Consider the following 14788-nt stretch of genomic DNA (forward strand, 5'->3'; position numbering starts at 1 on the left):
CTTCGGTGAGCCCCGGGATGACATCGAGGGTATGAGAATCGTCGGCCTGACCTAGGCCGCCGGAATGTACTGATACGTCCAGGTCTCGCTCAGCGTCTCGTCGCCCCGGCGCAGGAACAGCCGCAGCTCCACCGGCTCCGGCCCGGTCACCGCGAGGTCGAACTCGGCCCGCCAGTGGCCCGGCACGTCGTCCGGCACCGCCTCGGTGCGGGCGAGCGGGAAGGTGCCGCGGGAGGCCGTCAGCACGGCTTCCGGCTTCACCCCGGCCGGCAGGCGCCCCAGGGGCTCGCCCAGGAACTCGACCACGAACTTGCGCACGCCCTTCGGCCGGTCGGTGCCGGCCTGCCCGCCATTGCCCTCGCGGGTGGCGACCACGCGGGCGAGGTTGCTCGGATAGGGCTCGTCCGCGACCCAGTGCAGGCGGTAGGCGAGGTCGTGCGAGGAGCCGGCGCGGGCGGGTTCCGCCGGCACCCACATCGCCACGACGTTGTCGTGGATCTCGTCGTCGGTGGCGTTCTCGACCAGCTGCACGCTGCCCCGGCCCCAGTCGCCGAGCGGCTCGACCCAGAGCGAGGGCCGGCGGTCGTAGTAGACGCCGTCCTGGTAGTGGTCGAACAGGCGGTCGCGCTGCATCAGGCCGAAGCCGCGCGGGCGCTCGTCGGAGAAGGCCGAGACCATGGTGCGGGGCGGGTTGCGCAAGGGGCGCCAGATCCGCTCGCCGGCGCCGGTCCACAGCGCGAGTCCGTCCGAATCGTGCACCTCCGGGCGCCAGTCGGTCGCCGTGGGCTTGGCGGTCTCGGAGAACCAGTACATCGAGGTCAGCGGCGCCAGACCGAAGCGGCCGACATCCTTGCGCAGGTGCAGGCTCGCCTCGATGTCCATCACCACCGACTTGGTGCGGCGCATGCGGAACCGGTAGGCGCCGGCGGCCGAGGGGCCGTCAAGGAGGGCCAGCACCGTGACGGTGTCGGACTCCGGCGCCGGGGTCTCGAACCACACATGGGTGAAGTCCGGGAATTCCTCGGGGCGGTCCGGCATCACGGTGTCGAGGGCGAGCCCCCGGGCCGACAGGCCGTACTGGTAGAGCTCGCCGATCGCGCGGAAATACGAGGCGCCCAGGAACGCGACCCAGTCGTTGCGGCGCCAGTCGAGAGGGCCGCCGCGGCGCTCCTGGAAGCGGAAGCCCGCGAAGCCCGGATTCGGCGGGAGGCGCCGGGCTGGCGAATCCGCCGGCATCTCGAAGGCGGCCGGGTCGTAGATGATCTCGCGCGCCTTACCCCCCTCGACCACGTGCATCCGCACCGGCTTCTGGAAGTAGCGGCCGAGATGGAAGAACGTGACCGGGAAGGCGCTCGGGCCGTCGGCCCACAGAGCGTGGTCGGGCTTGTACTTCAGCTTGCCGTGGGCGTCGTAGTCGATCGCCTGCAGGACGTCGCGGTCGGGGATCGCCGGCGGCGTGTAGGGCCGGGCGGCGAGGTCCCGCGCCCGGGCCTTGAGGCTGTCGAAGCTGAAGGGCTCGGGGGTGCCCAGCGGCAGCTCGGCGGACAGCACCGCGGGGCCGGAGCCGAGCAGCAGCGCGGCGCCGGCGAGGAGCGTACGGCGGTCGATCATCGCGGGGTGCCTCTCAAGCATTTTCCGACGAAGTGGATACCGGTTCGTCGAAGAAAATGCGGCAAGATCAAAGTCCTAGAGCCCCATCCGATCGTCTTCCGATCGGATGGGGCTCTAGCGGATCGGCTCGATGCTGGTGGCCCGGCGCCAGAGCTGAACCATGATGGACAGGGCGCCCAGGCTGAACAGCACCATCAGGACGTGGCCGACGGTGTCGCCGAGCTCGAAGATGCCGGCGAGCGCCCAACCCGCCGCGATCGCGACCGCGAAGACCTCGACGCCGACCAGCACCATGATGCTGAGGATGGTGACGAGGCTGCGGGGCTTGAGGGAACCTGATGCGGGCACGCGGCCTGATCCTTGTCCTGGTGGCAGGGCGACGGGCGAGAGGACGCCTATCGTTTCATGGCTGCGGGGACTAGCCTGAACCGCAGGGCCGGCGCAACCGCGCGGGCCCGTTCCGCCCTATCATCCATCGGTGAGATGCCCGAGACCCCCGTCTTCTCCCGCGCCGCCTGCGCGGCTCCCCACCACCTCGCGGCCGAGGCCGGCCGGGCGATCCTCGACGAGGGCGGCAACGCCGTCGAGGCGATGCTCGCCATGGCGGCGACGATCGCGGTGGTCTACCCCCACATGAACGGCATCGGCGGCGACGGCTTCTGGCTGATCCGGGGCCCGAACGGCGTGGTGCGGGCGATCGAGGCCTGCGGCCCGGCCGGTAGCCTCGCGACGGTCAAGCGCTACCGCGACAAGGGCTACGACGCGATCCCCGAGCGCGGGCCCGACGCGGCGCTGACGGTGGCCGGCGCGGTCGGCGGCTGGGCGCTCGCCCACGGCATCGCCCGCGACCTCGGCGGGCGCCTGCCGCTGCCCCTGCTCCTCTCCGACGCGGTCCGGCATGCCCGCGAGGGCGTGGCGGTGTCGCCGTCCGAGGCGCGCTACGTCCCCAAGGAACTCGATACGCTGCACGACCAGCCGGGTTTTCGCGAGACCTTCCTGATCGACGGGAAGCCCCCGAAGGCCGGGACGAAGCGGGCGCTGCCGGCTCTGGCCGCGACGCTGGAGCAGCTCGGCCATGCCGGGCTGGAGGATTTCTACCGCGGCGATATCGGCCGCGAGGTCGCCGCCGACCTGGAGCGCGCCGGGAGCCCGGTCACACGGAGCGACATCGAGCGCTACCGGGCGGTGTCGCGGGCGCCGCTCGCGCTGAAGCTATCGGGCGGCACGGTCTACAATTGCCCGCCGCCGAGCCAGGGGCTGGCCGCCCTGCTGATCCTCGGCCTCTACGAGCGTCTGGGCACCATCCGCCCCGAGACGGCGGCGCACTATCACGGGCTGATCGAGGCCACGAAGCGGGCCTTCCGGATCCGCGACGTGGTGGTGACCGATTTCGACCGCTTGCGCCACGACCCTGCGACCTTCCTGGCGCCGGAGCGCCTGGAGGCGGAGGCCGCGGCGATCCGCATGGACCGCGCCTCGCCCTATCCTGTCCGCCCGGTCGGCGACGGCGACACGGTGTGGATGGGGGCAATCGACGGAAACGGCGTCGCGGTCTCCTACATCCAGTCGGTCTACTGGGAGTTCGGCTCCGGGCTCGTCCTGCCGCGCACCGGCATCACCTGGCAGAATCGCGGTCTCGCCTTCTCCCTCGATCCGAAGGCCGTGAACCCGCTGGAGCCGGGGCGGCGGCCGTTCCACACCCTCAATCCCGCTCTCGCCGTGCTCGCCGACGGGCGGGTGATGGCCTACGGCAGCATGGGCGGCGACGGGCAGCCGCAATTCCAGGCGCAGGTCTTCACCCGCTACGCCACCTACGGGATGGGCGTCGCGGACGCGGTGGACGCGCCGCGCTTCCTGTTCGGCCGCACCTGGGGCGCGGAATCCATGACCGTGAAGGTCGAGGACCGGTTCGATTCGTCCTGCATCGCGGCGCTCGCGCGGATGGGCCACGAGGTCGAGGAACTGGGCGGATCCTACATCGACTCGCTGGGCCATGCCGGGCTGCTGGTGCGCCACCCGGGCAACGGTCGGGTCGAGGCGACGCACGACCCGCGCTCGGATGGCGGGGCGGCCGGGCTCTAGCCTCGTCTCACGGCTTCACCGCCTCGAACAGCAGCATCTGCAACCGGGCCGTCGCGGGGTCGCCGAGCGTGTCCCGGAGCCGGCGCTCCAGTTCCGCGACGAGCGGCTCCGGCTCGACCCCGCGCTCGTGCAGCAGGGCGGCGGTCGGGTTGCCGCGCAGGAGGCCGGCCGCGAACAGCCCGACATCCGGCACCGGCGCGTCGAGGCGGACCACCTCGGCGCGAAAGCCCGTGAAGCCCGCCTCCTCCACCAGCGTTCGAACGGCGTCGAGGCTCGTCAGGCCGTAGGCGAGGCCGAAGACCCCGGGCTCGCCGGTCGCCTCGACGACGAGGTCGGCCGCGACCGCGGCATAGGGATTGGTCTCGCGGGAATCCCAGGTGGTGAACACGAATCGCCCGCCGGGACGGAGCACCCGCGCCGCCTCCCGCATCGCGCCGGCCCGGTCGGGGAAGAACATCACGCCGAACTGGGTGAGCACGAGGTCGAAGGCGGCGTCCGCGAAAGGCAGCGCCTGGGCGTCGGCGGGTTGCAGCTCGACCGCGGGGGCGTCCGACAGGGTCTCCGCGGCGAGCGCCAGCATCGCCGGGGCGAGATCGGTGGCGGTGATCGCCGTCCCGGCCGGCAGGCGCATCGCCAGGAGCCGGGTCACCTGCCCGGTTCCGGCGGCGGTCTCGAGCACCCGCTCCGGGGCGTGGGCGGCGACCCGGGTCGCCGTCACCGCGGCGGCCGGCGCGAACATCACCGGCGCCATGCCGCGCTCGTAGAAATCCGGGATCGCGCCGCCGAAATGGCGTTGGAGGTTCGCCGTCATGGCGTTTCCGCTCCACAGCCGAGGAGCCTTTCCGGGAATATTGTCATATTGTCGTAGGACCATGAAGACGAACACCCGTTACATGGCGTGACCTTCGCGCATGGCGGCGACACATGCCAAGGGCCCGGCACCTCGCGGTACCGGGCCCTTGGCCATCCATCCCGACCGGCTCTAGCGCGGCGCGCGCTTCGCCAGGATCCGCTGCAGCGTGCGCCGGTGCATGTTGAGCCGGCGCGCCGTCTCCGAGACGTTGCGGCCGCACAATTCATACACGCGCTGGATGTGCTCCCAGCGTACCCGGTCGGCCGACATCGGGTTCTCGGGCGGGTCGGCCCGCTCGCCGGGCTCGGCCATCAGGGTGCCGTGGATCTCGTCGGCGTCGGCGGGCTTCGCCAGGTAGTCGAAGGCGCCGAGCTTCACCGCGGTCACCGCCGTGGCGATGTTGCCGTAGCCGGTCAGGATCACGCCGCGGGCCTCGGGCCGGCGCTCCTTCAGGCGGGCGATCACGTCGAGGCCGTTGCCGTCGCCCAGCCGCATGTCGATGACCGCGAAGGCCGGCGGCTGCGCGTCGACCGCCGAGACGCCCTCGGCCACGCTCTCCGCCACGTGCACCCGGTAGCCGCGCGCCTCCATCGCCCGGGCGAGGCGGGTCGAGAACGGCTTGTCGTCGTCGACGATCAGCAGGCTGCGGTCGGCGTGGTTGAGGAGGGCGTCGCCCTCCGGGATGGTGCCGGCCGCGGCCTCCGGGCTCAGTGTTCCGTACTGCGTCATCAGGCGACGCTCCTTGCGATTTCAGTCAGTCTCTTCAGAGCGTTATATAGGAACGTCGCGCGCCTGCGTCAGGGGTGCGGCGCCCCCCGTGCCCGGGTTTCGGTGGCCTTTGGCCTCCCTCTCGAAAACGTGACGGGGCCAGACGATCCGCACCACCGCGCCGGTCGAGGGATCGACCGCGTTGGCGAGGTTCAGCTGCGCGCCCGAGCGCTCGATCAGGGTCTTGGCGATGAACAGGCCGAGGCCGAGGCCGGTTCCACCCTCCGGTCCGGCCTGCTCCTGCGCGCTCTTGGCGACCGTCTTGGCCGCGCTGCGGGTGCTGACATAGGGCTCTCCGACCCGCAGCAGCACCTCGGGGGCGAAGCCCGGCCCGTCATCGCGGATCTCGAGCGAGACCCGGTCCGGGCTCCAGCGCGCCTCGATCGCCACGCAGCTCTCTGCGAAGTCGACCGCGTTGTCGACGATGTTGGCGAGGCCGAACATCACGCCCGGATTGCGACGGCAGGCCGGCTCCGGCCCGTCGCCCTTCGTCTTGACGTCGAGCACGATGCCGAGCGCACGCTGCGGCGCGACGAGCTCCTCGACGAGGTGGCTGAGCGTGATGGTCTCGATGAAGCCGCCCTGGTCGGCATCGAGCGAGGTGAGCTTGGAAAGGATACCGCGGCAGCGCTCGACCTGGTCGCGCAGGAGCGCCAAGTCCTCCGCCACGCTCGGTGAGGCGGAGGGCCCGAGCTGGCGGTCGAGCTCCTTCGCCACCACCGTGATCGTGGCGAGCGGCGTGCCGAGCTCGTGGGCGGCCGCCGCGGCGAGCCCGTCGAGCTGCGACAGGTGCTGCTCGCGGGCCAGCACCAGCTCGGTCGCGGCCAGAGCCTGGGCGAGCTGGCGCGCCTCCTCGGCGACGCGCCAGGCGTAAACCCCCGTGAAAGCAGTTCCGAGCAGGATCGCGGTCCAGACACCCGAGACGTAGAGGAACGGCAGTTCGAGCTTCTCGCCCGCGAACCACGGCAGCGGCCGGTAGACCAGCGCCAGCAGCGTCGAGAGGCCGACCGCCAGGAGGCCGAGCGCGAGGGTCCGGGCCGGGGGAGGGCGGTGGCCGAGATCAGCACCGGGGCGAGGAACAGGAGGGCGAACGGGTTCTGCAGGCCGCCGGTGAGGAAGAGCAGGGCGGCGAGCTGGATGATGTCGAAGGCGAGCAGCAGCACCGCGGCGTCGTCGCTGAGCCGGTGGCTCGCCGGGTAGCGGATCCGGAGGGTGAGGTTGAGCCAGGACGAGGCCGCGATGACGAGGAAGCACCAGCCGAACGGCAGGGGCAGGCCGAGCCCGAGATGGGCGCCGGCCACCGCCGCGCCCTGGCCGGCCACCGCGAGCCAGCGCAGGCGCACCAGGGTATCGAGGCGCAGGTGGCGGGCATCGCGCACCAGATCGGTCTGCAAGGTCTCGAACATGGCGGAAACCATAGCGCGCCGCCGCCCGCCGGCCAGGGCGACGGGGCGGAAACCCTTCGCGGTCCAGTGCGTTATTGTCGACGGTGCAGTCCCGGGCTCAGGATCGCCGACGGGGCGATTCTGCACCGGCTATCGCACTGCACAAGGCACACGCGGGAGTTGAGGCAAAAAAGGCACAGTTCCACCTTTTGACACCTTGGATTTCCGCAGATGTTGCCCTTCTATATCAGGCCTCTATTGTCCTGGCTCCCAGTCGGGACAGGCGTCTCATAACGGCGGGTGCGCGCGTCGTTGGGTCAATCTTGGACGGTGGCGTCATGGATCTCTCCTATTTCTGGTATGAAGCTGCGCACTGGATGTTGACGCCTGCCCGAGCGGCCGCCGACGCCACGCAGCTCGTGTTCAAGAATCCCGTCAATCCGATCACCTACACGCCCTATGGCCGGACCGTGTCGGCGGCCTGCGAGATGTTCGAGCGCACGACGCGCCGCTACGGCAAGCCGGCCTTCAACCTGCCTACCACCGTGGTCGAGGGTCTGGTGACGGAGGTCACCGAGCGGGTGGTGTGGTCGAAGCCGTTCTGCCAGGTCCTCAAGTTCGACCGGGCCCTGAAGCGCCCGACGACCCAGGCCCAGCCGAAGGTTCTGGTCGTGGCGCCGATGTCGGGCCATTACGCCACGCTCCTGCGCGGCACGGTCGAGGCGCTGCTGCCCTCCCACGAGGTGATGATCACCGACTGGATCGACGCCCGCATGGTGCCTCTCGAGGCCGGCCGGTTCGACCTCGACAGCTACATCGACTACCTGATCGAGATGTTTCAGGCCCTCGGGCCGGACCTGCACGTGATCGCGGTCTGCCAGCCGTCGGTGCCGGTCTTCGCCGCCGTCGCCCGGATGGAGGCGGACGGCATGCCGGGCGTGCCGACCTCGATGACCCTGATGGGTGGCCCGATCGACACCCGCCGCTCGCCCACCGCGGTGAACTGCCTCGCCGCGGAGCGCGGCTCGGAATGGTTCAAGCGCAACTGCATCACCGTTGTGCCGCCGGGCTATCCCGGCACCTGGCGCGAGGTCTATCCGGGCTTCTTCCAGCTCTCCGGCTTCATGGGCATGAACCTCGACCGTCACCTGACGGCCCATTGGGACATGTACAAGCACCTGGTGCGCAACGACGGCGACTCAGCCGAGAAGCACCGCGACTTCTACGACGAGTACCTGTCGGTGATGGACCTGACGGCGGAGTTCTACCTCCAGACGGTCAACACCGTGTTCGTCGAGCACGCCCTGCCGAAGGGCGAGATGCGCCACCGCGACAAGCCCGTCGACCCGACGGCGATCCGCCACTGCGCCATCATGGCGGTCGAGGGCGAGAACGACGACATCTCTGGCGTCGGCCAGACCCTGGCGGCCCACGACCTGACCCCCAACCTGGCCGCAGAGCGCAAGCTCTACCACCTGCAGAAGGGCGTCGGCCATTACGGCGTCTTCAACGGCTCGCGCTTCCGCGCCAACATCGCGCCGCGCATCTCCGCCTTCATGCACGCGATGCAGGGCACCCAGGCCGTCGAGGAGCTGCGCGCAGCCTCCTGATCGTCCCGTTCGGCGCCGCCTGAGGCGGCGCCGGCTCCCGCCGATGTTCCCGGCCCGCTCCTTGCGCTCCTGGTTCGCGCACCTCGTCGGCCTCGCTCGATCACGCGGGACGCTGACAGGCTCCGGGTCTCCCGAGTACAAAGGTGGCATGCGAGTCGCGCTCCTGCGCCGTTCGGCGCCCGAACCCACCCACGTCACCGTCATCCACGCCGGCACCTGCTACCCGGTCACCGTGCGCCGCCGCGCGGCCGCGCGGCGCATCACCCTGCGGGTGTCGAGCGCCACCGGCGAGATCGTCCTCACCCTGCCGGAGCGCACCGACCTCGCCGCTGCGCAGCGTTTCGCCGATTCGCACGGGGCCTGGATCGCCGCCCGGGTGGCGAAGCTCCCTGAACGCGTCGCCTTCGTGCCCGGCGCGGTGGTGCCGCTGCGCGGCGTGCCGCATCGCATCCTGCACTGGTCGGCGACGTCGGGCCCGACGGTCGCCACCACGGATGCCGACGGCGTGCCGGTGATCGCGGTGTCGTGCGGGCTGCCCCACGTGGCGCGGCGGGTGCGCGACTTCCTGGAGGCCGAGGCGCGCCGCGACCTCACCGCGGCGGTGACGCGCCACGCCGGGGCGCTCGGCCGCACGCCGAAGCGCCTGACCGTGCGCGACACCCGCAGCCGCTGGGGCTCGTGCACCGCGGCGGGCCAGCTGAATTTTTCCTGGCGCCTGATCATGGCGCCGCCCCCGGTGCTCGACTACCTGGCGGCGCACGAGGTCGCGCACCTCGCCGAGATGAACCACTCGGACCGGTTCTGGCGCGTGGTCCAGAAACTCTCCCCGGGCTACGACGAGCCCGAGGCCTGGCTGAAGCGGCACGGCACCGAGCTGCACCGCTACGGCTGACCTCAGCCCTTGGTGCGCACCACCACGACGCGCTGGCGCCGCACCGGCCAGGCCGGGCGCGGATCGACCTCGCCCGGGGCGAGGGTGCGCGGCGCGATGCTGTCGCAGATCTCGCGCTGGCGCAGGATGATCTCGCCCTGCTCGCCCCGGCGCCGGATCACCCCGCCGTCGCGGCAGAACCCGGCGATCTCGGCCGAGCGCGAGGCCCGGCGCCCGCGCGGGTTGCGCGGCACCGGCGGGTGCTCGATCGTCAGCATCGCGTCCCGGTTGAGCGAGCGCTCGACATAGGTGGTCTCGTCGACCGGCAGCGAGTCGACCAGCAGCGACTGGGCGGCCGCGTGTCCGGCGAGCGGGCCGGCGGCCAGGACAAGGAGGACGAGGGAGGTGGCGGCGGGTCTCATCGGGGGCTCTCGCGAGGAGGGTGAGAGGGCGAATCCGGATCGGTCGATCCGATATGAACCGGAAACCATGCACAACCACTAACGGCGGATGACGACGGATGCAGCCCGGCTCGGTGATAAAGCTAAGCCTGTCCGGCGCCGCCGGTTCCGGCAAGGGTTCCCGCAAGAGTTCCCGATGTCGAAACGGCGCCTCGGCTTGACAGCATCCCGGCCCCGTGGTCGGAACGCCCCCGGGCCGGCGGATGGCCCGGACAGCGGAGCGGTGAGCGGCGTGGGAGACAGCTTGCGACGGATCGGACGCCGGGTGCGGGCCGCCACCCTCGGACTCGCGCTGACGCTCGGCCTGCCAGCCGGGGCCGCCCTGGCGCAGGGCGCGGTCAAGCAGAGCTTCGACGACTGGCAGCTGCGCTGCGAGACGCCCGCCGGCGCCAAGGCCGAGCAATGCGCCCTGGTGCAGTACGTCGCGGCGGAGGACCGGCCGAACCTCTCCCTGGTGGTGATCGTGCTGAAGACCGCCGACAACCGCGGCATCCTGCTGCGGGTGGTGGCGCCGCTCGGCGTGCTCCTGCCCTCCGGCCTCGGCCTGAAGGTCGACCAGGCGGAGATCGGCCGCACCTCCTTCGTGCGCTGCCTCTCCACCGGCTGCGTCGCCGAGGTGGTGATGGACGACAAGCTCATCAGCCAGCTCAAGGGCGGCCAGCAGGCCACCTTCATCGTCTTCCAGACGCCGGAGGAGGGGGTGGGCATCCCGCTCTCCCTCAAGGGGTTCAAGGAAGGCTTCGACAGCCTGAAGTGATCGACGATCGGGAGAGGACCGTGACGGCTCGTAGTCTCCGCACCCTCGGCCTCGCTTTGGCGCTGCTGGGCGTAGCCCCGGCGCTCGGTGGGCTCGCCACCCCGGCGCGGGCGCAGGACGCGGCGCCGCAGGAGGGGGGCAATCCGCTCCTCAACATCTTCAAGTACGGCGGCACCACCAAGCCGCCCGAGGCGCCCCCGAACCCCGACGACGTCTACTGCCCGACCCTCGACGTCAGCGAGGGCGGCTCCTCGCTGCAGACCATGGCGGGCGGCACGGTGCGCACGCAGATCCGCCTCGGCCAGATCAGCCGCTCCTGCCAGCCCGGGCCGAACGGAAGCGTCACCGTCGCGGTCGGCGTGCAGGGCGTGGTCCTGCTCGGGCCCGGCGGCGCCCCCGGCCGCTTCAACGCTCCCGTGACCATCACGGTCAAGCACGGCACCCAGATCATCGCCCGGCGCAGCCGCCAGGCCGCGGCGACGATTCCCGCCGGCAGCGCCAACGGCAGCTTCACGGTGGTGGAAGAGGGGATCTCCGTCCCGGCCAACCTCGCGCAGGATTTCGAGATCGAGGTCGGCCTCGGCGGCGGGTCGAAGCCCGCGCGGGCGCCGCGGCGCAAGCCCGCCGCCCCGGCGCCGGCCGACGGTTGACCGACAGGGTGGCGCCCTGGCGCATCGCCCCCCGCCCGGACGATCCGGATTTCGCCCGCGCCCTGGTCTTCGAGCGGCCGACCGCCGGGCGCTGGCTCGCCCTCGACTACGCCCTCGACCGCTTCGCCGCGCCGGTGCGGCCGATGCTGCGCTTCGCGCGGGCGGACGGGTCGCACGAGGACGCGCTGCTGCCGGGCCCGGTGCTCGGCCGCGCCGCCTGGCTCGGCCCCGTGCCGCCGGGCACGGACGAGATCCGGCTCGCCGCCCCGGCGGAGGGGTTCCGGATCGAGGCGGCGCGGCTCCTTTCCCGCACGGCGGTCCTCGCCCTCTGCGCCCGGCGCCGGCCGGACAAGATGCCGGTCGCGCTCTATCAATGGCTGCGCCGCGACGCGCGCCGCCTGCGCAACACCCTGCGCATCGCCGCCGCCGTGCGGCCGCTGGCGCAGTACCCGCTCTGGAAGGCCGAGCGGGCGCGGCCGTTCGAGCCGGCCTTCGACCGGGTGCCGCCGGACCTGCCGCGCCTCGGCCTGATCCTCGAGGCGGGCCCAGGCGACGAGGTGGCCTTGCGGCGCACCCTCGCCACCCTGCTGGCACAAGGGCACCGAGACTGGCGCCTCGCCCTGCACTGGCGCGGACCGGCGCCGACCGACTTCGCCGATGACCCGCGGATCTCCGCGAATGCCCTTCCGGACGGGGTCGCGATCGGTGTCCTGAACCCCGGCGATGCGCTGGCACCCGACGCGCTCACCCATCTCGCCGCCGCCTTCGCAGGGCCAACGCCCGCCGACCTCGCCTATGCCGACAGCGAGGCCGAGACGCCGGAAGGTCTGCGCCCCCGGCTCAAGCCCGGCTGGAGCCCGGACCTTGCCCTGACCACGCTCTATCCCGGGCGGCCGGTCCTGATCGCGAGGGATCTCGTCGAGCGCAGCGGCTGGGCGCCGGGGCAGGGGGCCCGGGCGCTCCTCCTCGCCGCCGCCCTCGCCGGCCCCGAGCGGGTGCGCCGCATTCCCCGTATCCTCTGCCGCGTCGCGCCGGACCTGCCGGATCCCGACGGCCACGCCGCCGACCTGGCGCGGGCCCTCGATCGGGCCGGCTCGCCCGCCGCCCTGGTGCGGAACGGCGACACCCTCGACCTCGACTGGCCGCTTCCCGACCCGGCTCCCCTTGTCTCGGTCATCGTCCCGACCCGCGACCGGCCGGACCTGCTGCGCGTCGCCGTGCGGGGCGTGCTGCACGACACCACCTATCCGGCGCTCGAACTCGTCATCGTCGACAACGGCTCGACCGATCCGGCGGTGGCCGCCCTCTACGCCGAGTGGGAATCCGATCCGCGGGTGCGCCGGCTCGACCGGCCGGGCCCGTTCAACTTCTCGCGCCTCGTCAACGACGGCGCCGCGGCGAGCCGCGGCGAGATCCTGGTGCTCCTCAACAACGACGTCGAGGTGCTGCACCCCGACTGGCTCTCGGCGATGGTGCGCCAGGCCCTGCGGCCGGAGGTCGGAGCGGTCGGAGCCAGGCTCCTGTTCGGCAACGGTCGGATCCAGCATGCCGGCGTGGTGGTCGGGCTCGGCGGCCGGGCCGGGCACATCCTGCGCAACCGCCCCGCCGACACGCCCGGCCATCTCGGCCGGCTCACCGTCGCGCACGAGGTCGCGGGCGTCACCGCCGCCTGCCTGGCCGTGACGCGCCGCAAGTTCGAGGCGGTCGGCGGGCTCGACGCCGAGTCGTTTCCGGTCGATTTCAACGATATCGACCTCTGCCTGCGCCTCGCCGCCGCGGGCTGGCGCTCGCTCTGGACCCCGCGGGCCACGCTCGCCCACCACGAATCGGTCAGCCGCGGCCCGAGCGTCGGCCCGGCCCGGGCGCGGTTCGAGGCGGAGGGCAACCGTTTCGCCGCCCGCTGGCGGGCGGTGATCCGCGACGACCCGTATTACCACCCGGCCTTCTCGGTCACGACCTTCGGGGAGGAGCTGGAATGAGGCTGCCGCCTCATCCGGCCTTCGATACCTTACGCTTCGCGGAAGACCGGCCCGGTCCCGCCCGGCGCTGGCTCGTCCGGCTGCTCCTGGCGCTGAAGCGCCCGGGCGAGGCCTGGGAGGTCGCCCGGGCCCTCCTCACCGGCAAAAGGGTGCGGGCGCGCGACCGCGCCGCGATTCTCTGGGGCGCCCGCCACGCCCTGACGCCGCCGCCCGTGCCGGCGGGCGAGGCCGAGGTTGTGCCCGGCCTGCGCGTGGCGACGCCGGCGGAGATCCTGTCCGGCGGCGCCGGATCGGCCGGGATCGTGGTGCTGACGGCGCCGGGCCATCGGCTGGTGCCGGGGGCGGCCACCGCCATCGCCGAGGCGTTCGCGGCCGATCCCGCCATCGAAGCCCTCTACGGCGACGCCGTGGTGCTGGGGCCCGAGGGGGCGCCGCGTCTGCCGGTGCTGCGCCCGGCCTTCGACCCCGATTACCTGCTCGCCGCGGACTACATCGGCCCGGTGGTCGCCTGTCGCCGGGCGGTGCTGGACCGGCTCGGGCTCGATCCCGCCCTGCCGGGGGCGGAAGCCGCCGACCTGCTGCTGCGGCTCGCGGCCGGGGAGGTGCGTCACCTGCCCCGCCCGCTCTCGACCTGGGCTCCCTCCGCGGCCGCGCCTCCGGCGGGCTGGGCGGAGTCGCGCCGGGCCTTGGCCGAGCGCCACCTCGCCGGGGCCGGCCGCGTCGAGGCGGCGGGCGGCATCCTCGCCTTGCGCCGCGACCTGCCCGCGCCGCCGCTCGCCAGCCTGATCATCCCGACCCGCGACCGGGTCGAACTCCTGCAGGCCTGCATCGAGAGCCTGCGCGCCCAGACCGACTGGCCGTCCCTCGAGATCATCGTCTGCGACAACGACAGCCGCCATCCGCGCACGCTCGCCTATCTCCAGCGTCTGGCGGAGGAGGGGGTGCGGGTGCTGCCCTGCCCGGGCCCGTTCAACTTCGCGGCGATGAACAACCGGGCCGCCGCGAAGGCGCGCGGCGCGCTGCTGGTCTTCGTCAACAACGACGTGGTGGCCCACCGGAGCGACTGGCTGCGCCGCATGGCCGAGGAGGCCCTGCGGCCGGAGGTCGGGGCGGTGGGGGCGAAGCTCCTCGACATCCGCGAGCGGATCCAGCATGGCGGCATCGTGCTCGGCACCGGCGGCCTCGTCACCCACGCCCATCGCCACTTCCCCGGCACGGCGCCGGGCTACCTCGCCTCCTTGCGGGCGACGCACCGGGTCTCGGCGGTGACGGCGGCGTGCCTCGTGGTGGAGGCCGAGAAATTCCGGGCGGTGAGGGGCTTCGACGGAGCGGCCTTCGCAGTCGATTTCAACGACGTCGATCTCTGCCTGCGGCTGGAGGCGGCGGGCTACCGGACGATGATGGTGCCGGGCGCCGTGCTTTACCACCACGAGGCGGCGAGCCGGCGCTGGAACCCGGAGGCGCGCCACCGCCACGAGGCCGAGGTGGCGGCGTTGCGGGCGCGGTGGGGAAGGCGGCTCGAGGCAGATCCCTGGTACCATCCGGGGTTCGATCCGCGGGGCGGGACGTATGTGCGGATACGGGAATGGGAGGGGGCGGGTCCGCGTTGAGCGGGTCGTCGACGGACATCTCGACGATCATGACACCCTCCAATGTCATGCCGGGTTCTCGCCTCCGGCGAGCCCCGGGATGACGATGGAGGATGTCAGAGACGACGACGGGGCCGCCCCCTCCCGGAAGCGGCCCCGCCCTCGATCCCGA

General features: G+C 72.4%; 12 protein-coding genes and 1 pseudogene. 7 read left to right on the plus strand and 6 right to left on the minus strand.

What is annotated here, in order from left to right; translation table 11 throughout:
* Positions 1–51: 51 nt before the first annotated feature.
* Together DK412_RS09625 and DK412_RS09630 are read right to left on the minus strand one after the other, a co-directional pair.
* On the minus strand, positions 52–1611 hold the full coding sequence (locus tag DK412_RS09625; protein ID WP_109971776.1) for a glucan biosynthesis protein D: 1560 nt from the start codon (positions 1609–1611) through the stop codon (positions 52–54).
* A gap of 114 nt (positions 1612–1725) precedes the next feature.
* Positions 1726–1905, minus strand: a complete 180-nt coding sequence (locus tag DK412_RS09630; protein ID WP_204165599.1) for a hypothetical protein — start codon at positions 1903–1905, stop codon at positions 1726–1728.
* 189 nt (positions 1906–2094) lie between these two features.
* On the opposite strand from DK412_RS09630, the gene DK412_RS09635 reads away from it, so the two are divergent.
* Positions 2095–3693 (plus strand): gamma-glutamyltransferase family protein, encoded by a 1599-nt coding sequence (locus DK412_RS09635; protein ID WP_109971778.1) that lies wholly within the window; start codon positions 2095–2097, stop codon positions 3691–3693.
* A gap of 7 nt (positions 3694–3700) precedes the next feature.
* Here DK412_RS09635 and DK412_RS09640 read toward each other — a convergent pair whose 3' ends face one another.
* The 3 genes and pseudogenes from DK412_RS09640 to DK412_RS09650 form a co-directional block, all read right to left on the minus strand.
* A complete protein-coding gene (locus DK412_RS09640) occupies positions 3701–4504 on the minus strand; it encodes a class I SAM-dependent methyltransferase (protein ID WP_162596168.1) in 804 nt (267 codons plus the stop codon).
* A 171-nt stretch (positions 4505–4675) separates the two neighbouring features.
* Positions 4676–5275: an ActR/PrrA/RegA family redox response regulator transcription factor gene (locus DK412_RS09645; protein WP_093567068.1), complete on the minus strand. Its 600-nt coding sequence runs from the start codon at positions 5273–5275 to the stop codon at positions 4676–4678.
* A 42-nt stretch (positions 5276–5317) separates the two neighbouring features.
* Positions 5318–6720, minus strand: a pseudogene (locus DK412_RS09650) (ActS/PrrB/RegB family redox-sensitive histidine kinase).
* 317 nt (positions 6721–7037) lie between these two features.
* Between DK412_RS09650 and phaZ the strand changes: the two are divergent.
* Both phaZ and DK412_RS09660 read left to right on the plus strand, forming a co-directional pair.
* Positions 7038–8309 (plus strand): polyhydroxyalkanoate depolymerase, encoded by a 1272-nt coding sequence (phaZ, locus tag DK412_RS09655; protein ID WP_109971780.1) that lies wholly within the window; start codon positions 7038–7040, stop codon positions 8307–8309.
* 148 nt (positions 8310–8457) lie between these two features.
* Positions 8458–9201, plus strand: a complete 744-nt coding sequence (locus DK412_RS09660; protein WP_109971781.1) for a SprT family zinc-dependent metalloprotease — start codon at positions 8458–8460, stop codon at positions 9199–9201.
* A gap of 2 nt (positions 9202–9203) precedes the next feature.
* Here the strand turns inward: DK412_RS09660 and DK412_RS09665 are convergent, their stop codons facing one another.
* Positions 9204–9602 carry a hypothetical protein gene (locus DK412_RS09665; protein WP_109971782.1) on the minus strand — a complete coding sequence of 133 codons (399 nt, stop codon included), beginning with the start codon at positions 9600–9602 and terminating at the stop codon, positions 9204–9206.
* Positions 9603–9894: 292 nt separating this feature from the next.
* Between DK412_RS09665 and DK412_RS09670 the strand changes: the two genes are divergently transcribed.
* The 4 genes from DK412_RS09670 (at position 9895) to DK412_RS09685 (ending at position 14637) form a co-directional block, all read left to right on the plus strand.
* Complete coding sequence (locus DK412_RS09670) at positions 9895–10398, plus strand: invasion associated locus B family protein (RefSeq protein ID WP_244539420.1); 504 nt, start codon at positions 9895–9897, stop codon at positions 10396–10398.
* Positions 10399–10418: 20 nt separating this feature from the next.
* Positions 10419–11048: a hypothetical protein gene (locus DK412_RS09675; protein ID WP_109975169.1), complete on the plus strand. Its 630-nt coding sequence runs from the start codon at positions 10419–10421 to the stop codon at positions 11046–11048.
* 143 nt (positions 11049–11191) lie between these two features.
* Positions 11192–13027: a glycosyltransferase family 2 protein gene (locus DK412_RS09680; RefSeq protein WP_245447728.1), complete on the plus strand. Its 1836-nt coding sequence runs from the start codon at positions 11192–11194 to the stop codon at positions 13025–13027.
* Complete coding sequence (locus tag DK412_RS09685; RefSeq protein WP_109971784.1) at positions 13024–14637, plus strand: glycosyltransferase family 2 protein; 1614 nt, start codon at positions 13024–13026, stop codon at positions 14635–14637. The genes DK412_RS09680 and DK412_RS09685 overlap by 4 nt, the downstream gene beginning before the upstream one ends.
* The last annotated feature ends 151 nt before the right edge of the window (positions 14638–14788 follow it).

Origin of the sequence: Methylobacterium sp. 17Sr1-1 (assembly GCF_003173775.1) — a bacterium.
In the GTDB taxonomy this organism is placed as follows: Bacteria; Pseudomonadota; Alphaproteobacteria; order Rhizobiales; family Beijerinckiaceae; genus Methylobacterium.